Raw genomic sequence first — 24159 nt, 5'->3', positions numbered from 1 at the left:
CGTTGAATGTATCCGCTCTCCAACAGAAGCTTGTCATGGATCTCGCCCTCCAACTGCTCTTTACCGGCATCGGTATCGGCGCCGTCTACGCGCTGGTCGCGCTCGGCTTCGTGCTGATCTTCCGGGCCACCAACGTGGTGAATTTTGCCCAGGGCGAATTCTCCATGGTCGCGGCCTACCTGATGGTCGTGGCGGTCGAAGCTGGCCTGCCTTATTGGGCCGCCTTCATCGTCGCGCTGCTCGGCATGGCGCTGCTCGGTGTCGTCTTCAATCTCGGCGTCTATTATCCGCTGCGCCACCGCACCTATCTGCCCGTGATCATCGCCACCATCGGCGCCTCGATCCTGCTGGCAAACTCCGTGCTCGCGATCTACGGCCCGCAGCCGCAGGTGCTGCAGGGCTGGTTCGATACGCCCGGCATCCAACTCGGCCCGGTCTATCTCGACAGCCAGTATCTCCTGATCATCGGCGTCACCATCTGCCTCGTGATCTTCAATTTCTGGTTCTTCGAGAAGACGCTGCTTGGCAAGAAGCTGCAGGCGACCTCGCAGGATAAGGAGATAGCCTCGCTGCTCGGCATTTCCGTCTCCACCATGATCATGATCACCTTCATCTATTCGGCGGTGCTCGGCGGTCTCGCCGGCATCCTCGTCGCGCCCGTGCTGTTCGTCTCGATCCAGATGGGCTCGACCATCGCGCTGAAGGCGTTCGCGGCGACCATCATCGGCGGCTTCGGCGACGTCGCCGGCGCCATCATCGGCGGCCTCTCGCTCGGCGTGATCGAGACTTTTGGTGCCGCCTACATCTCGGTGCCCTACAAGGACGGCTTCGCCTTCCTGGTGCTGGTCGCCTTCCTGATCTTCCGGCCGCAGGGCATCTTCGGCGAACGCGTGGCGGAAAAAGCATGAGCGCTCCCAGCGACAACATGCCGATCCCGGCACCCGCCATCCATTCGAAGCCGCTGCTGGTCAGGCACCTGCCGTACTTCATCGGCGCGGCGATCCTGGTCGCGCTCGCCGCGACCATGCGCTTCGATGGGTACGTCCACAACATCCTTCTGCAGGCGACCACGTTCTCGATCGCGGTGTTCGGCCTCTCGGTCGTGCTCGGCCTGTGCGGCCAGATCAATCTGGCGCAAGCCGCGTTCTTCGGCCTCGGCGCCTATGCGGTTGGTCTGGGCACCAACGACCTGCATCTCAGCTTCTGGCTCTGCCTCGTCGGCGGCTGCGTCATCTCGCTGCTCGCGGGCGCGTTCCTCGGCATGTCCACCTTGCGGCTCGGCGGGCATTACCTCGCGATGGTGACGATCTCGTTCCAGCAGATCGTGACGCTGGTGATGATCAACGCGATCTGGCTGACGCACGGCCCGGACGGCGTCTCCAACATCAAGCGTCCGGACCTGTTCCAGACCTCGCAGAGCTATCTGGCCTTCTGCGTCGCGATGCTGGCGATCGTCGGCTATCTCGTCTGGCATCTCGCCGATACAAAGCTCGGCCGCGCCATGCGCGCGGTGCGCGACAATGAGCTTGCGGCCGGCGTCAACGGCATCGATGTCTTCCGTACCAAGATCTACGCGTTCGCGCTCTGCGCATTGCTCGGCGGCCTCGCCGGCGGCCTGTTCGCCGGCGGCTTTGCCTATGTCAGCCCCGATCAGTTCTCCTTCGCGGAATCGATCGTGTTCCTGACCATGTCGCTGCTCGGCGGCGTTGCGTCGCCGATCGGCTCGACCATCGGCACGGGCCTCTTGATCCTGATCCCGGAATGGCTGCGCTTCCTCAAGAGTGTGCCGGGCTTGTATCTGGCGATCTACGGCCTGTTCGTGATCCTGATCATCCGCTTCATGCCCGACGGCATCTGGGGTTTTGTCGCGGACGCCTTCACGCGCTGGCGCGCCAGGATCAAGCCGACGCCGGCCGCGGCCGCCCTGCAGCTGAAGCCGGCGACGGTCGGCGGCGACATCGTGCTGGAGGTCACCGGCCTGTCGAAACATTTCGGCGGCCTCAAGGCCGTCGACGGCGTCGACATCGCGGTGAGGCGCGGCGGCGTGCATGCGCTGATCGGGCCGAACGGCTCGGGCAAGACCACCACGCTCAACGTGCTCTCGGGCCTCTATCAGGCGACATCAGGCAGGATCGTGCTCGATGGCACCGACATCACCCATATGCCGCCGCATCAGCGCACGGCTGCGGGCTTAGGGCGCACCTTCCAGAATATCCGCCTGTTCCGCTCGATGACGGCTCTCGAAAACGTCGAGATCGGCGCGGAGCGGCCGGGCAACGCTATGGTCGGGAAGGGCGATGACGCTCTGACCGAGCGTGCGATGGAGGCGCTGACCTTCGTCGGCCTCGGCAGCCGCGCCAACGAGCTGATCTCGAGCTTCTCCTATGGCCATCAGCGCCTGATCGAGATCGCGCGTGCGCTCGCCTCGAATCCGACGCTGCTGCTGCTCGACGAGCCCGCGGCCGGCCTGAACTCGACCGAGAAGCTGGAGCTGCACGAGCTGCTCAAGCGTATTGCGGCGCAGGGCCTCACCATCCTGATCATCGATCACGACATGACGCTGGTCTCGGAAGCGGCCCAGCACATCACCGTGCTCAACTTCGGACGCCGCATCGCGGACGGCGAATCCATGGCCGTGCTGCGTCATCCCGACGTCGTCTCCGCCTATCTCGGGAGCGAATGATGCCGTTGCTCGAAATCCGCAATCTGGTCGTGCGCTACGGCGAGATCGAAGCGCTGCGCGGCGTCACCTGCGCGGTGGAAGAGGGGCAGGTGGTGACGCTGCTGGGCGCCAACGGCGCCGGCAAGTCCACGACCCTGCGCGCCATCTCCGGCCTCGCAAAGCCGACCTCCGGCGAGATCCTGTTCGACGGCAAGTCGATCGCGGGCCTCGGCCCCGAAGCGATCGTCCGCATGGGCATCAGCCACGTGCCGGAAGGACGTCGGGTGTTTCCGGGCCTCACGGTGAAAGAGAACATCATGCTCGGCGCCTCCAATCGGAAGGCGTCGACCTCGGAGATCTCGCGCGAGGCGGACGCGATGTTCGATCTGTTCCCCGATATCCGCAAGTTCACCAATGCGCTCGGCTGGACGCTCTCCGGCGGTCAGCTGCAGATGGTGGCTGTGGCGCGCGGGCTGATGGCAAAGCCGCGTCTGTTGCTACTCGACGAGCCCTCGCTTGGGCTGGCGCCCGTCATCGTGCAGGCCGTGTTCAAGATCATCTCGGAGATCCGCCGCAGCACGACGGTGCTGCTGGTCGAGCAGAATGCGCGCATGGGCCTGTCGGTTGCCGATTACGGCTATGTGCTGGAGACCGGTCGCATCGTGCTCGGCGGCAAGCCGGACGAGCTCTGGGGCAATGAAGCCATCCGCGCCGCCTATCTCGGCGGCCATGCCAAGGTCAGTGCGTAACCGGGACAGTTCCGGGCCGAAAGCCCGGGCTACGCGCCTCGAAAGGCATCCCTTGCCGGATGAACCCGGGCGGCGATACTGTCCGCCGCCCGCGCAGCCCGCACCCAATGGGCAAGCGCATAGGTCTTGCGTGATTGCGAGCGTAGCGCGACGATCCGGTTGGCGGTAACAACAGGGTCGTGCTGTCGCGGCGCTCGGCGTGGTGCTAGAGGCCCCAACAACAAAGAAGGAAGGCAACGTGGCGAACAAGGTCAAGGAAATCTGGAAGTCGGGCAAGGCCGTGGTCAATGCGTGGCTCGCCATTCCCTCGGGCTTCTCGGCCGAGATGATCGCGCAATGCGGCTTCGACAGCGTCACCGTCGACATGCAGCATGGCGTGCAGGATTATCTCTCGATGGTGCAGTGCTTCCAGGCGATGGACAAGCACCCGGTCACCCCGATGGTCCGCGTGCCCTGGAATGAGCCCGGCATCATCGGCAAGGTGCTCGATGGCGGCGCCTATGGCGTGATTTGCCCGATGGTCAACACGCCTCAGGAAGCCAAAAACCTCGTCTCCTATTCCAAGTATCCGCCGCAGGGCGTCCGCTCCAACGGTCCGATCCGCGCCGGCATGTACGGCACCGCCGGCTCCTACCAGAAGACCGCGAACGCCGACACCATCCTGCTGCCGATGATGGAAACCAAAACCGCGGTCGAGAACATGGAAGCGATCCTCGACGTCGAGGGCATCGACGGCGTCTATATCGGCCCGTCCGATCTCGGCTTCTCCTACGGCCTCGAGCCGAAGCTCGACCGCACCGAGCCCGAGATCCTCGCGATCTATGAGAAGATCATTAGGGAATGCGGCAAGCGCGGCCTCAACCCCGGCATCCATTGCAGCGGCGCCGAAGGTGCCGCGCGCGCCATCAACATGGGCTTCAAGCTGGTGACCTTGTCGAACGAAGTCGGCCTGATGACCACCTACGCCAAGATGCAGGTCAACGCGACCCGCAAGGATTCCGGCGGCAAGGCCTGATCTCTAGCGAATAGTGAATAGGGAGTGGCGAATAGCGCCGCTCCCTATTCCATTCGCTACTCCCTATTCGCTATTCGCCTCCGAAGGAGACCTCCCATGACCATCAGCCCCGTCATCCGCCTGCATCCCGCTGACGGCGTGCTGATCGCGCGCGCGAGCCTGCCTCCGGGCACCGTCGTCGCCGACGGCGTCACCACGGTCGAGCGCATTCCCTCAGGCCACAAGGTCGCGATCAAACCGATCGCAGTCGGCGAGCCCGTGATCCGCTACGGCCAGATCATCGGCTTTGCGACCCAAGCCATCGCGCCGGGCCAGCACGTGCATGTGCAGAACTGCGGCATGGGCGATTTCGCCAAGGACTACGCCTATTGCGCCGACGTCAAGCCGACGCCGAATTTCGACCTGCCGGCGACCTTCGAGGGCATCCGCCGCCCCGACGGCCGCGTCGCCACGCGCAACTATATCGGTATCCTCACCTCGGTGAATTGCAGCGCGCATGTCGCGAGCCTCGTCGCCGACGTCTTCAAGAAGAATCCTTTCACCGGCGATAATCCGCTGGCCGACTTCCCCAACGTCGATGGCGTGGTTGCGCTGACCCACAAGACCGGCTGCGGCATGACGCAGAACGAGCCGCTGGCGCTGCTCCGCCGCACCCTCGGCGGCTATGCGCGGCACGTGAATTTCTCCCATGTCATCGTGCTCGGCCTCGGCTGCGAGGTGAACCAGATCGGCGGCCTGATGGAGGAACAGAAGCTCGCGGGCCGCCTGCGCGCGATGGACATCCAGGAGGTCGGCGGCACCCGCAAGACCGTGGAAGCCGGCATCGCCTTCGTGCGCGAGGCGCTCGCCGATTCCAACAAGGTCACCCGCGAGTCCGTGCCGGTGAGTGAGCTCACCGTCGCCCTGCAATGCGGCGGCTCGGATGGCTATTCCGGCGTATCCGCCAATCCGGCACTTGGTGCGGCCAGCGATCTCATCGTCCGCCATGGCGGCACCGTGATCCTTTCGGAGACGCCGGAGACCTACGGCGCCGAGCATCTCCTGACGCGCCGCGCGGTCAGCCGCGAGGTCGGCGAGAAGCTGGTCGACCTGATGCGCTGGTGGGACGAATACACCGCGCGTGAAGGCGCCGAGATGAACGCCAATCCGAGCCCCGGCAACAAGGCCGGCGGCCTCACCACCATTCTGGAAAAATCGCTCGGCGCGATGGCCAAGGCCGGCACCACCAATCTCGTCGAGGTGCTGCGCTACGCCGAGCCCGTCACCAAGAAGGGTTTTGTCTTCATGGACACGCCCGGCTACGACCCGGTCGCAGCCACGGGGCAGGTCGCCGGCGGCGCCAACCTCGTCTGCTTCACCACGGGGCGCGGCAGCGTGTTCGGCTGCAAGCCCGCGCCCTCGATCAAGCTCGCCACCAACACGCCCATGTACAAGCGCATGGAAGAGGACATGGACGTCAATTGCGGCACCATCCTTGAGGGCGAGGAGAGCGTGCAGGAATGCGGCCAGCGCATCTTCGATCTCATCCTGAAGACCGCTTCGGGCCAGCGGACCAAGAGCGAGAGCTTTGATTTCGGCGGCGCCGAGTTCGCGCCCTGGGTGCTCGGCGCGACCATGTAATCGCGCGCAGCTCGTTGCTGAAATTTGCAGGCCGGGCGACCGCTCTCCGTAAATCTACGGGTGTTCCTCGTAGCCGCACGGGTTCCCGCGCTCACCTATGCTTAATGTTTCCTGCCGTAATCCTTGGTGTGATGCGGGCTCCCACTCCTTTGGGGCGCTGGCCCTTCAAGGATTGAACGACGATGACGCGCGCGATACGGCCGACCGGCGTGGAAAGTTTCCTCGGCGAGGAGGAACTGATCGTCTCGAAGACCGATCTGAAGGGCCGCATCACCTACGCCAATGACGTCTTCATCCGGATGGCGAAATACTCCTACGCCGAGCTGATGGGCGCGCCCCACAGCCTGATCCGCCACCCCGACATGCCGCGCGCCGTCTTTAAGCTGCTCTGGGACACGCTGCAGGCGAAGCAGGAGATCTTCGCCTACGTCGTCAATCTGGCAAAGGACGGCAGCCATTACTGGGTGTTCGCCCACGTCACGCCGACCTTCGACGAGCGCGGCAATGTCGTCGGCTATCACTCCAACCGCCGCAAGCCGGATCCAGCGCAGATCGAGCGCATCAAGCCGATCTACAAGACGCTGTGCGCGGAAGAGGCACGGCATGCCAATGCCAAGGACGGCATGCATGCGAGCTTCGATGCGATGGTCGGGCTGCTAAACCAACAAGGTGTCGGTTACGATGAATTTGTGCTCTCTCTCTAAGGCGCAGGGAGCGACCGCGCTTGCGTGCGTTCTCGCCGTCATCGCGTTCGGCCTCTCGCTTCTCGGTGTGACCGGTATCGTCGTTGCGACATTGCTCGGCGCGACGATCGCACTGCTCGGCTACGCTGTCTGGTGCCAGCATCGCACGGCGGTGGCCGTCGATGAGGTCGCCGAAGTCTGCCGCAAGGCGTCGCATGGCGATCTCGAGGCGCGCATCCTGAGCCATCGTCAGGCCGGCCGCATCGGCTCGATCCAGAAGTCGGTCAACGACATGCTCGACATCACCGACGCTTATCTGCGCGAAGCGTCGGCCTCGATGGACTATGCCAGCCGCGGTAAATATTTCCGCAAGATTCTTGCACGCGGTCTGCCCGGCTCGTTCCGCCGTTCCGCGGTCGTAATCAATTCCGGAACCGACAGCCTCGGCCGTCGCGTCGTCGAGATCGCCGATCTCGCCAAGCAATTCGGCACACATCTCGACAGCGTCGCCGGCACGCTGATGGGGGCGGCCAGCGATCTCGAATCCGACGCCCACCAGATGGCGGCGGCCGCCGACAAGACCAGCAGGCAGACCTCCGGCGTGCTCAGCGCCTCCGACCAGGCCTCGCGCAATGTCGCGACCGTCGCCAGCGCCGCCGAGCAGCTGGCATCCTCGATCGCCGATATCGGCCGTCAGGTCACCGGCTCGACCGCGAGCACCGGACGCGCCGTGAACGAAGCCAATCGCGCCGGCAGCGAGATCCGCTCGCTGGCAGATGCGGCGATGCGGATCGGCGACGTCGTCAAGCTGATCAGCGAGATCGCCTCGCAGACCAATCTCCTTGCGCTCAACGCCACCATCGAGGCGGCGCGGGCAGGGGAGGCCGGCCGCGGCTTCGCGGTGGTGGCCTCCGAGGTCAAGAGCCTCGCCAACCAGACCGCGAAGGCGACGGAAGAGATCAGCGCCAAGGTCGGCGAGATGCAGCAGTCAACGACCAACTCGGTCGCGGCCGTCGAGGCGATCGCGCAGACCATCGCCGAGATCGACGGCATCACCGCCTCGATTGCGACCTCGATCGAGCAGCAGGGCCTCGCCACCCGCGAGATCGCCCGCAACGTTCAGGAAGCCTCCGCCGGCACCTCGCAGGTCTCCTCCAACGTAACCGGCATCAGCGAAGCCGCCGCCGATACGGGCCGCGTCGCAGGCCGCGTCAACAGCGCCTCCGAACGCGTCCACGGCGAAGTCGAAACGCTCCGCCGCGAGGTCACGCAGTTCCTGCAGCGCCTGACCTCGGCGGCGTAGCGTCCTCGTAGGGTGGGCAAAGGCGCACTCGCGCCGTGCCCACGTCTTCGCATCAATTGGGCAAAGACGTGGGCACGCTCCGCTTTGCCCACCCTACGATACTGAGGCCGGGGCTACAGCGCCGCCAGCACACCAATAACGCCCCACAACCATCCGGCCCGCACCTTGCATAGGCACCCTCTGCCCGTTGTTAGTGCTTGATCGCATTGACGTCAGGTGTTCTGCTCAAAAAAGCTGCTGGAGCACCGTACCCCGTGTCGATCTACGTCGCATTACACCACGTCACGCACTACAAATACGACCGCCCGATCGATCTTGGCCCGCAGACCATCCGCCTGCGGCCGGCGCCGCATACGCGCACGCCGATCCTGAGCTATTCGCTCAAGGTCACCCCATCCAATCATTTCGTGAACTGGCAGCAGGACCCGCAGGGCAACTGGCTCGCCCGCTACGTCTTTCCGGAGAAGACCACCGAGCTGAAATTCGAGGTCGATTTCACGGCGCAGATGACCGTGGTCAACCCGTTCGACTTCTTCGTCGAGCCCTATGCCGACAGTTTTCCGTTCGAATACCCGAAGGACCTCAAGACCGAGCTCGCGCCTTATCTCGAGACCATCAAGCCCGATCGCCTGTTCGCGCAATATCTCGACACCATCCCGCACGAGGCGCCGAACACCGTCAACTTCCTGGTCGACCTCAACCGCGAGCTCCAGAAGAAGATCCGCTACATCATCCGCATGGAGCCCGGCGTGCAGACGCCGGAGGAGACGCTGACCTCCTGCGCGGGCTCCTGCCGCGACTCCGCTTGGCTGCTGATCCAGACCTTCCGCCATCTCGGCCTCGCCGCGCGTTTCGTCTCCGGCTATCTCATCCAGATCCGTCCCGACATCGACCCGATCGAGGGCCCGCCCGAGGTCGAGAACGATTTTACCGATCTGCACGCCTGGGCCGAGGTCTATCTGCCCGGCGCCGGCTGGATCGGCTTCGACGCCACCTCCGGCATGCTGGCGGGCGAGGGGCATATCCCGGTCGCCGCTACGCCGCATTACCGCTCGGCCGCGCCTATCTCGGGCGGCGCTGGCTTTGCCGAGGTCGAGTTCGCCTTCGACATGAGCGTGAAGCGCATCCGCGAAGCGCCACGTATCACAAAACCGTTCTCAGACGAATCCTGGACGCGGCTCAACGATCTCGGCGAGCAGGTCGACGGCGACCTCGTGGCCCAGGACGTCCGGCTCACCATGGGCGGCGAGCCGACCTTCGTCTCCGTCGACGATCTGGAAGGGGCGGAGTGGAACACCGAAGCCGTCGGCCCGACCAAGCGGGCGCTCGCCGACGACCTGATCCGCCGCCTGCGCGCGCGCTTCGGTGAGGGCGGCCTGCTGCATTACGGCCAGGGCAAATGGTACCCCGGCGAGAGCCTGCCACGCTGGGCCTTTGGCCTGTACTGGCGCAAGGACGGCGTGCCGATCTGGAAGAACGCGGACCTCATCGCCAAGATCGAGAACCCGCGCCGCGCCGGGGTGAAGGATGCCGAGACCTTCATGGAAGCGACGGCTGCGCGGCTCGGGCTCGATCCCGGCTACATCATGCCGGCCTATGAGGACACCGCCTACTGGCTGCAGAAGGAAGCCGAGCTTCCCGTCAACGTCGATCCCTCCGACTCCAAGCTCTCCGATCCGGAAGCGCGCGCCCGCATGGCCCGCGTGTTCGACGAGGGCCTGAATACGCCGCGCGGCTTCGTGCTGCCGGTGCAGCGCTGGAACGCGCCGCCGCGCTGGCGCAGCGAGCGCTGGCAGCTCCGGCGCAGTCATCTGTTCCTGATGCCGGGCGATTCACCGCTCGGCCTGCGCCTGCCGATCGGCTCGCTCGGCTACATCCCGCCCAGCCAATATCCCTACATCGTCGAGCAGGACCCGATGGAGCCGCGGGACAAGCTGCCGGTGTTCACGTCGCCGGCGCGTCCGGAGAAGCCGGCGCCGCGGGTCAAGCCCGAGCAGCTCAACACCACCATCCCGGTGCGCACCGCGATGTCGATCGAGGTTCGCGACGGCGTGCTCTGCGCCTTCATGCCGCCGGTCGAGCGCATCGAGGATTATCTCGAGCTGGTCGCGGCGTTAGAGGCCACCGCCGAGGAGATGCAGCTCCAGGTCCATGTCGAGGGCTATCCGCCGCCATTCGATCCGCGCATCGAGGTGATCAAGGTGACGCCCGACCCCGGTGTCATCGAGGTCAACATCCAGCCGGCCAGAAGCTGGCGCGATGCGGTCGAGATCACCTCGGGCCTCTATGAAGACGCCGCGAAAGTTCGCCTCGGCGCCAACCGCTTCCTGGTCGACGGCCGCCACACCGGCACCGGCGGCGGCAATCACGTCGTAGTCGGCGGCTCCTCACCGCAGGACTCGCCGTTCCTGCGCCGGCCCGACCTGCTCAAGAGCCTCGTCTTGTACTGGCAGCGTCATCCCTCGCTGTCCTATTTCTTCTCCGGCCTCTTCATCGGCCCGACCAGCCAGGCGCCGCGCATCGACGAGGCCCGTCACGACAGCATCTACGAGCTCGAGATCGCGCTCTCGCACGTGCCGCCGCCGGGCTATCAGACGCCGCTGTGGCTGGTGGACCGTCTGTTCCGGCATCTGCTGGTCGACATCACCGGCAACACCCATCGCGCCGAGATCTGCATCGACAAGCTCTATTCGCCGGAGGGCCCGACCGGCCGGCTCGGCCTGGTCGAATTCCGCGCGCTCGAAATGCCGCCGGACCCGCGCATGTCGCTGGCGCAGCAGCTCCTGATCCGCGCGCTGATCGCGAAGTTCTGGCGCGAGCCGCAACAAGGCAAGTTCGTGCGCTGGGGCACCGCGCTGCATGACCGCTTCATGCTGCCGCATTTCATCTGGGAAGATTTTCTCGACGTGCTCTCCGAACTCAAGCTGTCAGGCTATGCCTTCGAGCCGGAATGGTATCTGGCCCAGCTCGAATTCCGCTTCCCCGCCTTCGGCCGCATCCATCATGCCGGCGTGACGCTGGAGCTGCGGCAGGCGCTGGAGCCCTGGCATGTGCTCGGCGAGGAGGGCTCGGGCGGCGGCACCGTGCGCTATGTCGATAGTTCGGTCGAACGCCTCCAGGTCAAGGCCGAAGGCTTCGTCGAAGGCCGCCACATCATCACCTGCAACGGCCGCCGCCTGCCGATGACCGCGACCGGCCGCTCGGCCGAAGCCGTGGCGGGCGTCCGCTTCAAGGCCTGGCAGCCGGCCTCCGGCCTGCACCCGACCATTCCCGTCCATGCGCCGCTGACGTTTGATCTCATCGACACCTGGAACGGCCGCTCGCTCGGCGGCTGCGTCTACCACGTCGCCCATCCGGGCGGGCGCAACTACGACACCAAGCCGGTCAACACCTATGAGGCCGAGGCGCGGCGGCTGGCGCGCTTCCAGGACCACGGCCATACGCCGGGTCCAATGCAGCCGCCGCCCGAGGAACGCACAAATGAATTTCCGCTGACCCTCGACTTGCGGACCCCGCTCCTGCAATGAGTATGAGGGTGGGGGAGGGAAAGGCCCATGGGCGAGGGCGCAGCGGAAGACAACGACCAGGCGGACAGGGCGCAGGCCCAGCAGCGCATCGCGCAATGGGTTCGCGACTATAGCCGGCTGCCCGGCATTCCCGACGAGTTCCTGGGGCCCGACGGCGCCCCCCGCGCGGTCTGGCGCCGCTTCTTCGACGCCTTCGGTGCGCTCGCCCCCGACGAGGTCGAGCGGCGCTTCGGCATGGCCGACCGCCATCTGCGCGAGGCCGGCGTCACCTACCGTGCGCCCGGCGACAGCGCCGACCGGCCGTGGTCGATCAGCCATTTGCCGCTTCTGATCGACGAGGCCGACTGGAAGCAGCTGTCCGCCGGCATCACGCAGCGCGCCGAGCTGCTCGAGCTCGTGCTGCGCGATATCTACGGCGCGGGCAAGCTGGTCGCCGAAGGCGCGCTCCCGGCCGCTGCGATCGCCGGCAGCCCCGAATATCTCCGTCCCGTCTGCGGCGTCGAGCCGCCCGGCGGGCGCTATCTCTCGCTCTATGCCGCCGATGTCGGCCGCGGCCCCGATGGCCGTTGGTGGGTGCTCAGCGACCGCACCCAGGCTCCGTCGGGCGCGGGCTACGCGCTGGAGAACCGCCTGGTGCTCTCGCGCGCCTTCTCCGATCTCTACAAGTCGATGAACGTGCCGCGCGTCGCTCCGTTTTTCGAAGCGTTCCGCGACAGTCTGCGCGCACGCGCCGACCGCGACGAGCCGCGGATCGGCGTGCTTTCCCCCGGCAGCTTCAGCGAGACCTATTTCGAGCACGCGACGCTGGCGCGCTATCTCGGCTTCCTCTTGGTCGAGGGCGATGATCTCGCCGTCAGCGAGGACCGCGTCCATATCCGCACCGTCGCCGGGCTGAAGCGGCTCGACGTGCTGCTCCGCCGCGTCGATTCCAACTCGCTCGATCCGCTCGAGCTCGATGCGTCCTCACGGTTAGGGGTGCCCGGCCTGATCGACGTGCTGCGCAAGGACGGCGTCGTCGTCGCCAACATGCCGGGCTCGGGCGTCCTGGAAGCGCGGGCGCTGCTCGGCTTCCTACCGGCGCTCTCCCGCCGCCTGCTCGGTGAAGAGCTGAAGATGCCGCACATCGCGACCTGGTGGTGCGGTCAGAAATCGGCGCGCGACGAGGTTCTGTCGCGGCTCGACCAGGTCGCGATCGAAGGCGCCTACGCACGCGGCGTTCCCGGCTTTGATCAGAACGGCCCGGTGCTCGCGAGCGAGCTCGATACTGCCGGACGCCAGCGCCTCGCCGATGCCATCAGCGCGCGCGGCATGGACTATGTCGGCCAGGAGGTGGTGCGGCTCTCGACCATGCCGGTGTGGGACCAGGGCCAAATCACGCCGCGCCCCTTCGTACTGCGCGTGTTCGCGGCCGCGACGCCAGACGGCTGGGCCATCATGCCCGGCGGCTTCTGCCGGATCGCCGACAAGGCCGACGCGCGCGCGGTGTCGATGGGAGACGGTGCGCGTGCCGCCGACGTCTGGGTCGTCTCCGGCAAGCAGGTCTCGACCGCCTCGCTGCTGCCGGCGACCGACAAGGTCCGCATTCGCCGCGTGGCCGGCGTGCTGCCGAGCCGGGCTGCCGACAATCTGTTCTGGCTCGGCCGCTATCTGGAACGTGCCGAGGCGACGCTTCGCCTGGTGCGCGCGCTGGGCTCGCCGAGCGGACCCAACAAGGGCACCGCGGCCTCGCTGCAATCCTCCGAACGCATCCAGCGCCTGCTGGTGTCATGGGGAGCGATCTCGCAAGCCTCGCGCGCCGCACCAGGGCGCATCGTCGCCGAGGCGCTGCAGAGCCCCGAGCGCTTCGGCTCGGCGCTGTCGCTGGTGCGCGCGGCGCAGCGTACCGCGACCTCCTTGCGCGAGCGGCTGTCGCCCGACGCCTGGCAGGTCATCATCGAGATGGCCGAGCGCTTGTCTTATGAGGTCGAGGACGACGACGGCGTGCTCAGCGCCGCCGAGCTGACCTTGCAGGAGCTCTCCAGTTTTGCAGGTTTGGCGCAGGAAAACATGAACCGCGCCGCCGGCTGGCGCTTCCTCGACATCGGCCGCCGCACCGAGCGCGCCATCAACACCGCGCGTTTCGCCCGCCAGTTCGCCTATGACGAGGCCGGCGACGAGGATCTCGACATCCTGCTGACGCTGGTGGATTCCCAGATCACCTACCGTTCGCGCTATCTGCTGGCGCCGATCCTGGCGCCGGTGCGCGACCTTGCCGTGCTCGATCCCTACAATCCGCGCTCGGTCGCGTTCCAGGTGATGACGCTGAACGAGCACATCGCCGCGCTGCCGAGCCTGAAGGAGCACGGCCTGATCGAGAAGCCGCAGCGGCTCGCAGTCGCGGTGCAGGCGATGCTCGCGACCGCCGAGGCCGAGAAGCTCGAGGTCAAGACGCTGTTCTCGCTGGAGCAGGATCTGCTCAGCCTCGCCGAGGCGATCGGACTGCACTACTTCCCGCACGGCCCCAATGCCAGCCGCCCGGAAAAGCTGACGGGGCTGGCGTGATCTACGATATCCGGCACGTCACGACCTACGAATATGAAAGCCCGGTCAGCTTCGCACGCTGCACGCTGCGGCTGGAGCCCAGAAGCGGCGGCGGCCAGGAGCTGATCTCGCATCATGTCGAGATCCGTCCGCGCCCCGTCGAGCGCCACGTCCGGCGCGATTTCTTCGGCACGCTCACCGAGAGCGTGGTGATCGAAGCCGCGCACCGTCATCTGCGCATCGATTCACGTTCGCGTGTCTCGATCTCGCGCGAGCCGCCCGCGCGCGACGCTGCGAGCCCGCCCTGGGAGAGCATCCGCGACATCGCCTTCGAGGCGACGAGCCTCGGTCCGTCCTCGCCGGTCGGCTATGTCTTTGCGAGCCCGCTGGTGCCGGTGCTGCGCCCGGTCAGCGCCTATGCTGCGATGAGTTTTCCGCCCGGCGCGGGCATCCTCACCGGCGCGGTCGATCTGATGCATCGCATCCGCACCGAATTCCGCTACGATCCCAAGGCCACCGTGATCTCGACGCCGCTCGACGAGGTCTTCGACAAGCGCCATGGCGTCTGCCAGGATTTTGCCCATGTGATGATCGCGGGGCTCCGTGGGCTTGGTTTGCCCGCGGCCTATGTCAGCGGCTATTTGCGCACCATTCCGCCGGCGGGCCAGCCGCGCCTGCAAGGCGCCGATGCCACCCACGCCTGGGTGTCGCTGTGGTGCGGGGCGGAGCTGGGCTGGGTCGATTTCGATCCGACCAACGATCTGCTCGTCGCCAACGACCACATCGTGCTCGCGGTCGCCCGCGACTTCTCCGACGTCTCGCCCGTCGACGGCATCATCGTCGGTTCGCCGAAGCAGAAGCTCGGCGTCGCCGTCGACGTGCTGCTGGTGGAGTGAGCGGGATTTCGCGTCGGGAACGAACCAGGCGGATAAATTTGTTTCGGCATGTTTCCTGGCTGTGGCCAAGCGCCGTTCATTAAGCGCCTGTTAACGCTGAGCCGCGACATGTTGGCTCATCGTCATTGCTGAAGCGGCCCGCGGAATCTCTGCGGCGCGGCCTCCGGCGGAGATTCCATGACTGCGACTTCAATTGCCATCGCGCCGGCGGCAGCCGGCGTGCCGGACGCTGCTGCCTGTTTGCTGAGGGGACGCGAGCACTACCGCCGCGGCGAGCTCACCGACGCCATCGCGATCTTCCAGGCGGGGCTTGCGCGCGCGGCAATGATGCCGATCGGCGCAGCCAGCGATGTCGCGGCCGATCTCCACGCCGCGCTCGCCAACGCCTTCATGCTCTGCGATGATATCGCGTCGGCAGGCGAGAATTACAAGGCGGCCTTGCGTCTGTCGCCGCGTCTCGTCGCCTGCTGGTGCAATCTCGGCATCGTCCATCAGCGCAGCGGCATGACGCAACAGGCCATCGCGCTCTATCTGGAAGCGCTCCGGCTCAACCCGGCGCACCGGCCGTCGCGGACCAACCTGGTCGAGGCACTGGTCGCAACCCGGCAGTTCGCGATCGCAAGGTCGCTCCTGCTCGAATTGCTGGAGGAGACGCCCGCCGATGCCGGCCTCCATAACCAGCTCGGCAAGGTGGGCTTCGAGCTCGGTGACGCCAGCGAAGCCATCGCACATTTCGAGCAGGCGATGGCGCTCGCGCCGGATCAGGCCGACAATTTCTACTGGATCGGTGCCGTCAGGCAGGCGCAGGGCGAGAACGAGGCGGCGCAGGCGGCTTACGCCCGCGCCGCGCAGGCGCATCCGCTGCTGCGCAAGCCCGCGATTACAGCGCAGCCGTCGTTCCGGGCGCTGGCGCTGTTCGCGCCCTTCGTCGGCAACACACCGGTCGAGTTTCTGTTCAGGGACTGCACGTACGAGACCAGCATCCTGTCGCTGCTGCCCGCGAGCCGGCCGGATATCGCGATGCTCGCGCATCAGGCCGACGTCGTCGTCAACCTGGTCTCCGATGCCGACCAGGGCAGAGAGGTGCTTCCGCTCGTTGCCGCCGTTGCAGATGCGCTCGGCAAGCCCGTGATCAACGATCCCGCGAAGGTCCTGCGCACGACGCGCGATGCGACGGCGCTGGCACTTGCTGACATCGACGGTTGCCGGATGCCGCGCACGATCCGCATTGGTGCAGGCGAGGGACTTGCCGCGTGCCCGGAGCTTACGTTTCCGATTCTGGCGCGGCTGGCCGGCACCCATGGCGGCGACGTTTTCGAGAAGCTCGACGACGACGAGGCGCTGATCGGGTTTCTTGCGGCGCATGCGGACCATGATCGCTACGTGATCGACTATATCGATTACCGCTCTATCGACGGCTTCTTCCGCAAGTATCGATTCCTGTTCGTCGGCGAGGAGATCCTGCCCTATCATCTGGCGATTGGCGACGACTGGAAGCTGCATCGCGATGCGACCGAGATGGCGAGCCACGGCTGGATGCAAGCGGAGGAAGAGCGTTTTCTGCGCGATCCCGGCGGGGTCTTTGACGTCTCGCACGACGCCATGTTGCAGGTGATCCGCGATCGCATCGGCCTCGACTATTTCGGCATCGATTGCGCCCTCGACCGCGACGGCAACCTCGTCGTGTTCGAGGTCAATGCCTCCATGCTGGTGCACGACCAGAATCCGGACTGCCCCTACAAAGACCCCTACATCCGCCGGATCAAGGTCGCCTTCGACGCCATGCTGGCGCGCCGCGCGGGGGAATTGACGCAGCTGTCCGCAGGCGCCAGTGCATGGCCGTGCGCGATGTCAAGGGCTTGCGACGTCCCCGCCTCATGACATGAATGTCAGGGTCGGCCATTGGCCGGCCGGCCCCGCTGCGACGGGTGTGCCGCACCGTGACCGCAACCGTGATGCTGCGCAGCGGTACCGTAACATATCTGCGTGTTTCGGTTTCCGGATTTGGCCAGCCAGCCAAAGATGGGCTATGCTGGCCCTTGCGTCGAGGACATGAACGAGATGTCGGGAGCTGGCGTGGGACGCCCACCGACAGACGGGGCTGCATCCATGATGACGTTACCGCGACTGGCGGCTGAATCCCTGGAGAAGTTGCTGGGCTCGTTCATGCGTAGCCGGTTCGACGAATCTTATGCCAGGGTGCTGGGGGGATCGGCGCGCACCGCCATGGAATTGATCGGCAACAGCGACGCGCTCTACCACAACATCGAGCACACGATGCTGGTGACGCTGGCGGGCCAGGCGATCCTGATGGGCCGCAATCTCAACACGCATATCGCCGCGGAAGACTACACGCACATCCTGATCGCATGCCTCGCGCACGACATCGGCTATGTCCGCGGCCTGTTCGAGGAGGACGACGAGGACGGTTTCATCATCGACGACGCCGGCACCAAGGTGTCGCTCCAGCGCGGCGCATCCGATGCCAGCCTGATGATGTACCACGTTGATCGTTCAAAGCTTTTCGTGAGGCGGCGGCTGCCCCATATTCCCGGCATAGACAGCGAGCGCGTGGCTCGCGCCATCGAGGGCACGCGCTTTCCGGCCCGCGAAGGGCAGGAGTATGACGACGAGGCCTCGATCCTGCGCGCCGCCGATTTCATCGGCCAGCTCGGCGATCCCAATTATCTGCGCAAGGCCAATGCGCTGTACTACGAGTTCGAGGAAGTCGGCATGAACCGGCAACTCGGCTACGACTCGCCCGCCGACATCGTGAACCGCTATCCGCAATTCTATTGGAATAGCGTCGCACCGCACATCCAGACCCAGATCGGATATCTGAACAAGACCGAAATCGGCCGGCAGTGGATCGCCAATCTCTACAGCAACGTCTTCCGCGCAGAGCGCGACATCTCGCTGTCCGGTCCGCAGAAATAGCTGGCGCGATCACGTTACCGATTCGGTGATCGCGGCCGCCTGGCGCCGGATCGCGCGCAGTTCGTCATTGTCCTTCCGCGACAGATTGGCATACTGGTTCTTCATGCGGCCGTTGGCGGCGAAGCGCTTGCGGTGCTTGTCGAGGAAGTCCCAGTAGAGCGTCGTGAACGGACAGGCATCCTCCCCCACCGACTGCTTTGGATCGTAGCGGCAATGCCTGCAATGATCGCTCATGCGGTTGATGTAATTGCCCGACGCAGCGTAGGGCTTGGTGCCGACGACGCCGCCGTCGCCATGCTGGCTCATGCCGAGGGTGTTGGGCAGGGACACCCAGTCGACGGCATCCCAGAACATCGACATGTGCCAGCCATGAACGTCGTAGGGGCGCACGCCCAGCAGCATGGCGAACAGGCCGAGCACCATCAAGCGCTCGATGTGGTGAGCATAGGCATGATCGACGGTATGGCCGATGGCTTCGGCGAGGCAGCGCATCTCTGTCTCGCCGGTCCAATAGAAGCGGGGCATGGGCAGGCCGGCATCGAGTGCGTTGCTCTCAGCATATTGCGGCATGCGCTGCCAATAGATGCCGCGGACGAATTCGCGCCATCCGACGATTTGGCGGACGAAACCTTCGAGTGCATTGAGGGGGGCGGTCCTGTTCTTCAATACGGCTTCGATCACCTCACGCGGATGTAACTGGTGGAGGTTCAGGGGGCCGGACAAGACCGAGTGAAAAAGGAAGGGTTCGCCGGATCGCATGGCGTCCTGATAAGTGCCGAACAGCGGGAGGCGTTCGGCGACGAAGTCGTCCAGTTGCGCCAGCGCCTCGGCGCGCGTGACTGGCAGGTCGAAGCCGTCGAGCTTTCCAGGACTGTCGGCGAAGCGCCGGGCAACAAGCCGCAGCACCTCCTTCGTGATCGCGTCAGGCGGGCATTCGGGCCTCGGAGGGATCCGCGGGCCCGCTCGGCCGAAGGATTTGCGGTTCTCCGCATCGAAATTCCACGCGCCTCCGATCGGATGTCCATCGCGATCCATGAGAATGCCGGTCTTTCGGCGCATGGCGCGATAGAAAGTTTCCAGGATCGGGCGTGGATGGCGTTCGGAGAACGTCGAAAATTCGTCCCGCGAGCACATGAAATGACGGTCGCTTCGGATCTCCGGCGACTGGTCGAGGCGGCGCAGCTTGTCCAGGACACGCCAGTCGCCCGGTTCGAGGGCAATGGTCCGTTCCGGATTGAACAGTTGCCGGGCGCGGGCGATCTCGGTTTCGAAGCGTCCGGTGTTTGCGGGATCGTCGATCGACACGTAGTGGACACGCCGGCCGCGCGCGCCGAGTTCGTCCCGAAAATGGCGCATGGACGCCAGAAAATATGCAATGCGCTTCTTGTGCTGCGGTATGTACGAGGCCTCCTCGGTCACCTCCATTTGCAGCACCACATCGCGCGCGGAATCGAAATCGTCGAAGGCGGCGCTGTCGGCATCGAGCTGATCGCCGAGCACAATCACCAGGTTTCGGACCTCTCCGGCCGTCCGCACTCGCTTCACCTGCCGGCTCATGAACCGAGCCGCCTTGCGGCCTTGGCACGTCTGCTCGGCGGAAGCCTGTTCAGCATTAAAAACTCGGCGTTCATGGAACCTCGGGCGGCGTATTGGTCTAGGGGACGATGGCTGCCACCGCTTGGATCACCTCTGGGCCACCATTTTCCAGATGCTCGACCGCTCGGCGCAAGTTCGGCGCCCCAGCGGCACCTGCGCAGACACCGATTGTTCATCCTGCCGCCAATTGCTGGGGGCCCGGTGGGCCGGGGGCAGGCTGCCCCAACCCGCGCTTAAGCTCTCCCATGGCTTGATCGTCAAACCCGCGGTTCAGCGTCCATTCGTACTTCCCTAACCAAACATCCAGCCGCCCAGATCCATTTCCAGCCCCGATCCGTATCTCGCATTCGGGAGAAGATCAGCCGATGTTGCAAGCTTTCACCTGCCTTCCGGGGCAGCACGACCTCCGCTATGTGACCGCCGCGGCGCTCGTCTGCGTGCTGGGATCGCTGCTGTCGATGCGGCTGCTCGCGCGCGTCCGGCGCAACACGGGTTTGCGCCGGCTGCACCTTCTCTTCCTCGCTGGTCTGGTCGCCGGCGCGACGGTCTGGACCACCCATTTCGCTGCGACGCTCGGCTATGATGCGCGCGTTGCCCGCGCGTTCGATCCCGCGCTGTCCTTTGCTTCGCTGATCATCGCCGTGGTGTTCGCCTGGGCCGGCTTCTTCATCACCACCCGTAGCAAGCTTGGACCGGCGATCGAGGCAGGCGGCGCGATCTTCGGCCTCGGCATCGCCGCCATGCATTATACGGGCATGATGGCCTTCGAGATTCCGGGCGTGCTCGGCTGGAATTACCCGCTGGTCGTGCTGTCCGTCTTGTTCGCGGCAGGTTTCGGAGCCATTGCCGCGAACCGGATCGCGAGACCCATCACCCGCTTCTGCAAATATGGCGGCACCCTGGCGATGATCCTGGCGATTCTGTCGCTGCATTTCACCGGCATGGCGGCCGTTGCCATTTATCCCGTGTTCGATCTGGCGATCCCTCCGCAGACCTTGTCGGACCCGTTCATGATCATCAGCGTCATCGTCGGCGTCAGCCTGATGATGGCGATGGCGGCCTCCGCCTATGCGATCGATCTCCAGGCGGCCAATGAAGCCACCGAGAACTATCGGCATCTGGCGCTGCACGATCCGCTGACGGGTCTTCCGAACCGCAACGGGCTCGTTCAGCGCCTCCACGATCTACTTGGCGGGCGTGTCGACGACACCGCACGGGTGGTCGTTCTGACCATCGATCTCGACCGGTTCAAGGACATCAACGACGTCCATGGCCATCTTGGCGGCGACCATCTCCTACAGCAACTGGCCCAGCGCATTTCTGCCGTCTTGCAGGACGGCGAATTCCTGGCACGCATCGGCGGCGACGAGTTCGTCGCGGTCAAGAGCGAGATTTTCGCGCGGGGGGAGGCGGTCAAGTTCGCCGAACGCCTGCGCAAGGTCGTACTGGAGCCAGTCGTGTGGGAGCACCAGACGCTTGCGGTCGGCTGCAGCATCGGCGTCGCGCTCTTCCCGGAGCATGGTCAGAGCGGCGACGTGCTGATCCATCGCGCGGACCTTGCGATGTATCGCGCCAAGAGCCTCGGCCAGGGCAGGATCTGCACTTTTGAGCCCTCCATGGACGAGGCCAGCCGCATGCGCGCCGAGCTCGCCATCGACCTCAAACGTGCGCTCTTGGGCAACGAGTTCGAGCTGCACTATCAGGTGCAGAACGATGCGCAGACCGGCGATATCGTCGGCTTCGAGGCATTGATCCGCTGGAACCATCCACAGAAGGGTCGCGTGCCGCCAGACGCCTTTATCCCGATCGCGGAAGAAACCGGCCTCATCGTCGAGATCGGAGACTGGGTGATGCGGACGGCCTGCACCACGGCCGCGCAATGGCGCCTGCCGTTCAAGGTCGCGGTGAACGTTGCGCCAATGCAGCTCAACCACGACCTGCCGCGGCGGGTGGCGGAAATTCTCAAGGAGACGGGGCTCCTTCCGTCACGGCTCGAGATCGAACTGACGGAAAGCGGCATCATCGCTGACCGTCAGCACGCGCTCCAGGTCGTGCTGGCACTCAAGGCCATCGGCGTGACCGTCGCCATGGACGATTTCGGCACCGGATACTCCTCGCTGTCGACGCTCCAGGCCTTCCCGTTCGACAAGATAAAAGTCGACAAGAGCTTCATTCAGTCGGTCGAGACCAGCGTTCATGCCGCTGCAATCGTCAAGGCGACATTGCTGCTTGGCCGGAGCCTGAATATTCCCGTCCTGGCCGAGGGCGTTGAAACCTCCAGGCATCTCGATTTCCTGCGCGCCGAGGGCTGTGACAGCGTGCAGGGATATCTGTTCGGTCGACCCATGCCCGTCGATCTCGTCAATCGCATGATATCCGACCGCGAGATGGCGAGCGCTGGTTTCCAACGGCATCTTTCGGGTGCGTTGCCGACGGCAGAATCCGGGGAATCAGACCTCTCGGCTATATGTCTTCCAGAGTGCGTAGACGACGTCCCAATCGGGCAGCTTTTCGCAGGCGTAACCGAAGGTGCGTCCGGTGCCCAGCCTGGGAAAGTCGGCCATGGCTTTGAGGTGCGCGCCGCTCGTGACAAAAAGGCGCATGCTGGCCGGGTCTGACCAAGCGGTCATCGTGTGATACACACCATCGACCCGCCTGGAGGTTGTGAGCAAATTCCCGGGAGCGCGTCGCGCCTGGGCAAACGCCCGGGTTGTCCGTCACCAGAACAGCGGCAACTGCGCGAGTCCATGCGGCCGGAAGCCAGTCATCGAGACATAGACCATGGTTGCGTTCCATTAGCCTCGCTGAGTCCAAAACGAACCGTCTGCGCGAATGGATCACCGCCGCTTTCCGGTCTATGCTGGAACGGCTCGGCAAGGGTTCGCATCATGCAACAAAAAACCGTCACCACCGACGTCCTCGACATCGCCTATCTCGATTACGGCGCGCCCGATGGCTGGCCCTGCATCATGGGCCACGGCTTCCCCTACGACGTGAACGCTTATGCCGCGGCTGCGCCGATCCTCGCCGAAGCAGGCGCGCGGGTGCTGGTGCCTTGGCTGCGCGGTTACGGGCCGACACGTTTCCGTTCCACATCCACTTTGCGTTCCGGCGAGCAGGCCGCGCTGGGCGCCGATCTCCTGGCCTTCATGGATGCGCTTCATATCGAGCGTGCGGTGGTCGGCGGTTATGACTGGGGCGGCCGAGCGGCCTGCGTGGTCTCGGCGCTATATCCTGCGCGCGTGGTCGGCCTCGTCTCCGGCAATTCCTACAACATCCAGAACATCGCGCGCGCGATGGAGCCGGCCTCGCCGCCTGAGGAAGCCGCGCTCTGGTATCAATATCTCTTTCACAACGAGCGCGGCCGCCGCGCGCTGGAACGCAACCGGGCCGGCTTTGCCCGCCAGCTCTGGTCGATGTGGTCGCCGACATGGACATTCGACGACGCGACGTTCGAGAGAAGCGCGGTGTCGTTCGACAATCCTGATTTCGTCGACGTCGTGATCCACTCCTATCGCCACCGCTACGCGCTGGTCGACGGCGATCCCGCCTATGCGGCCATCGAGGCGAAGCTCGCCGCGCAGCCACAGATCCGCGTTCCCACGATTGCGATCGACGGCGACAGCGACGGCGTCAATCCCGGCACCGCCCATCACGCGCGCAAGTTCGAGGGCTTCTTCGAGCGGCGCGTGTTCGCCGGGGCCGGCCATAACCTGCCGCAGGAGCAGCCCGCCGAATGGGCGCAGGCCGTGCTCGATATCCGCAGGGCGGCGTTGAGCGGGCGCTGAGACATCGGCGCCGCCTCTGCTTCGCGCCGTTTTACGGCGATCCCGGCCGCCCCCGGGCAGGAACGATTACGCTGCGCCGGACTTCGTCTGGGAGCTTGACTTGCGTCAACGTCGGCCCGTCCCGGCACTGCTCTGCTGGTGCCGGTCCGACGCGCGACTATTCTGCCCCGGCGTGTCCGCCGCGGGGCATAGCAGGCAGGGAGTGCCGCCATGACAAGTGTTTCAGACACCTCTCACCATGCCAGTTTAGGCTCGGGCATCGCGGCACTCCGTGCCAAATGGGGCTGGATCGTCGCGCTCGGTGTCGTCTATCTCATCGCCGGCTTCGTCGCGCTCGGCAGCATGGTGATGGCGACGGTGGCGAGCGTGATCGTGGTCGGCGCGATGATGATCGTCGCCGGCGTCACCGAGATCATCGGCGCGTTCCAGATGAAGAGCTGGGGCAAGTTTCTGATCTGGGCCTTGCTCGGCGTGCTCTATGTCATTGCGGGCTTCCTGACCTTCGAGAACCCGCTGTTCGCAGCCGTGCTGCTCACCCTGTTCCTTGGCGCCTCGCTGCTGGCCTCCGGCGCGGTCAGGCTGTTTCTCGCCTTCAGCATGAAGCGCGAGAGCCCGTGGGTGTGGGTGGCATTGTCGGCCGTCGTCACGCTGCTGCTCGGGCTCCTGATCCTGGCGCGCTGGCCGGTGAACAGCGTCTACATCCTCGGGCTGTTCCTCGGCATCGACCTGATCACGGCGGGCGCGGGCTGGATCAGCGTCGGCTTCGGTCTGAAGCGGCGGCACTGACCAGCAACTCGACGCAAGACCATGTCGTGGAACTCCGCTGATCTGACGCGCTGACAAAGAGCAGCGCGTCGCGCGTT

Annotated in this window: 16 protein-coding genes; 15 read left to right on the top strand and 1 reads right to left on the bottom strand. The window is 65.3% G+C overall.

All coding sequences use genetic code 11. The features are described from left to right. Window positions 1–35 precede the first annotated feature (35 nt). From HYH08_RS14705 to HYH08_RS14650, 12 genes are all read left to right on the top strand, one after another. A complete protein-coding gene (locus HYH08_RS14705; protein WP_220010528.1) occupies window positions 36–908 on the top strand; it encodes a branched-chain amino acid ABC transporter permease in 873 nt (290 codons plus the stop codon). Beyond that, window positions 905–2683 (top strand): branched-chain amino acid ABC transporter ATP-binding protein/permease, encoded by a 1779-nt coding sequence (locus HYH08_RS14700; protein WP_220010527.1) that lies wholly within the window; start codon window positions 905–907, stop codon window positions 2681–2683. The genes HYH08_RS14705 and HYH08_RS14700 overlap by 4 nt, the downstream gene beginning before the upstream one ends. Further along, window positions 2683–3411, top strand: a complete 729-nt coding sequence (locus HYH08_RS14695; RefSeq protein ID WP_220010526.1) for an ABC transporter ATP-binding protein — start codon at window positions 2683–2685, stop codon at window positions 3409–3411. Before HYH08_RS14700 ends, HYH08_RS14695 begins: the two co-directional genes overlap by 1 nt. Before the next feature lie 238 nt (window positions 3412–3649). Next, window positions 3650–4426: an HpcH/HpaI aldolase family protein gene (locus tag HYH08_RS14690; RefSeq protein ID WP_220010525.1), complete on the top strand. Its 777-nt coding sequence runs from the start codon at window positions 3650–3652 to the stop codon at window positions 4424–4426. 96 nt (window positions 4427–4522) lie between these two features. Further along, on the top strand, window positions 4523–6046 hold the full coding sequence (locus tag HYH08_RS14685; protein WP_220010524.1) for a UxaA family hydrolase: 1524 nt from the start codon (window positions 4523–4525) through the stop codon (window positions 6044–6046). Between the two features lie 182 nt (window positions 6047–6228). Next, window positions 6229–6750 (top strand): PAS domain-containing protein, encoded by a 522-nt coding sequence (locus HYH08_RS14680; protein ID WP_220010523.1) that lies wholly within the window; start codon window positions 6229–6231, stop codon window positions 6748–6750. Continuing rightward, window positions 6728–8032, top strand: a complete 1305-nt coding sequence (locus HYH08_RS14675; RefSeq protein WP_220010522.1) for a methyl-accepting chemotaxis protein — start codon at window positions 6728–6730, stop codon at window positions 8030–8032. Before HYH08_RS14680 ends, HYH08_RS14675 begins: the two co-directional genes overlap by 23 nt. Before the next feature lie 254 nt (window positions 8033–8286). Further along, the gene (locus tag HYH08_RS14670) at window positions 8287–11559 is read left to right on the top strand and encodes a transglutaminase family protein (RefSeq protein ID WP_220010521.1); all 3273 of its coding nucleotides are present in this window, start codon (window positions 8287–8289) and stop codon (window positions 11557–11559) included. Window positions 11560–11586: 27 nt separating this feature from the next. Then, a complete protein-coding gene (locus tag HYH08_RS14665) occupies window positions 11587–14100 on the top strand; it encodes a circularly permuted type 2 ATP-grasp protein (protein ID WP_220010520.1) in 2514 nt (837 codons plus the stop codon). After that, window positions 14097–14975: a transglutaminase family protein gene (locus tag HYH08_RS14660; protein WP_220010519.1), complete on the top strand. Its 879-nt coding sequence runs from the start codon at window positions 14097–14099 to the stop codon at window positions 14973–14975. The genes HYH08_RS14665 and HYH08_RS14660 overlap by 4 nt, the downstream gene beginning before the upstream one ends. 177 nt (window positions 14976–15152) lie before the next feature. Then, the gene (locus HYH08_RS14655; protein ID WP_220010518.1) at window positions 15153–16856 is read left to right on the top strand and encodes a tetratricopeptide repeat protein; all 1704 of its coding nucleotides are present in this window, start codon (window positions 15153–15155) and stop codon (window positions 16854–16856) included. A 228-nt stretch (window positions 16857–17084) separates the two neighbouring features. Further along, window positions 17085–17912, top strand: coding sequence for an HD domain-containing protein (locus tag HYH08_RS14650; protein WP_220010517.1), 828 nt, complete (start codon window positions 17085–17087; stop codon window positions 17910–17912). 9 nt (window positions 17913–17921) lie between these two features. Here HYH08_RS14650 and HYH08_RS14645 read toward each other — a convergent pair whose 3' ends face one another. Further along, on the bottom strand, window positions 17922–19448 hold the full coding sequence (locus HYH08_RS14645; protein WP_349631430.1) for a cryptochrome/photolyase family protein: 1527 nt from the start codon (window positions 19446–19448) through the stop codon (window positions 17922–17924). A gap of 425 nt (window positions 19449–19873) precedes the next feature. Here HYH08_RS14645 and HYH08_RS14640 point away from each other — a divergent pair, with 425 nt between their 5' ends. The 3 genes from HYH08_RS14640 to HYH08_RS14630 all read left to right on the top strand — a co-directional run bounded on the left by HYH08_RS14640 (window position 19874) and on the right by HYH08_RS14630 (window position 24082). Then, entirely contained in the window at window positions 19874–22126 is a 2253-nt protein-coding gene (locus HYH08_RS14640; RefSeq protein WP_228747834.1) for a putative bifunctional diguanylate cyclase/phosphodiesterase, read from the top strand. Window positions 22127–22396: 270 nt separating this feature from the next. Then, window positions 22397–23296 carry an alpha/beta fold hydrolase gene (locus HYH08_RS14635; RefSeq protein WP_220010515.1) on the top strand — a complete coding sequence of 300 codons (900 nt, stop codon included), beginning with the start codon at window positions 22397–22399 and terminating at the stop codon, window positions 23294–23296. 210 nt (window positions 23297–23506) lie between these two features. After that, complete coding sequence (locus HYH08_RS14630) at window positions 23507–24082, top strand: HdeD family acid-resistance protein (protein WP_220010514.1); 576 nt, start codon at window positions 23507–23509, stop codon at window positions 24080–24082. Window positions 24083–24159 lie beyond the last annotated feature (77 nt).

Origin of the sequence: Bradyrhizobium sp. BR 10289, assembly GCF_019455385.1 — a bacterium.
Classification (GTDB): domain Bacteria; phylum Pseudomonadota; class Alphaproteobacteria; order Rhizobiales; family Xanthobacteraceae; genus Bradyrhizobium.
This window is presented reverse-complemented; position numbering and strand designations above follow the sequence as displayed.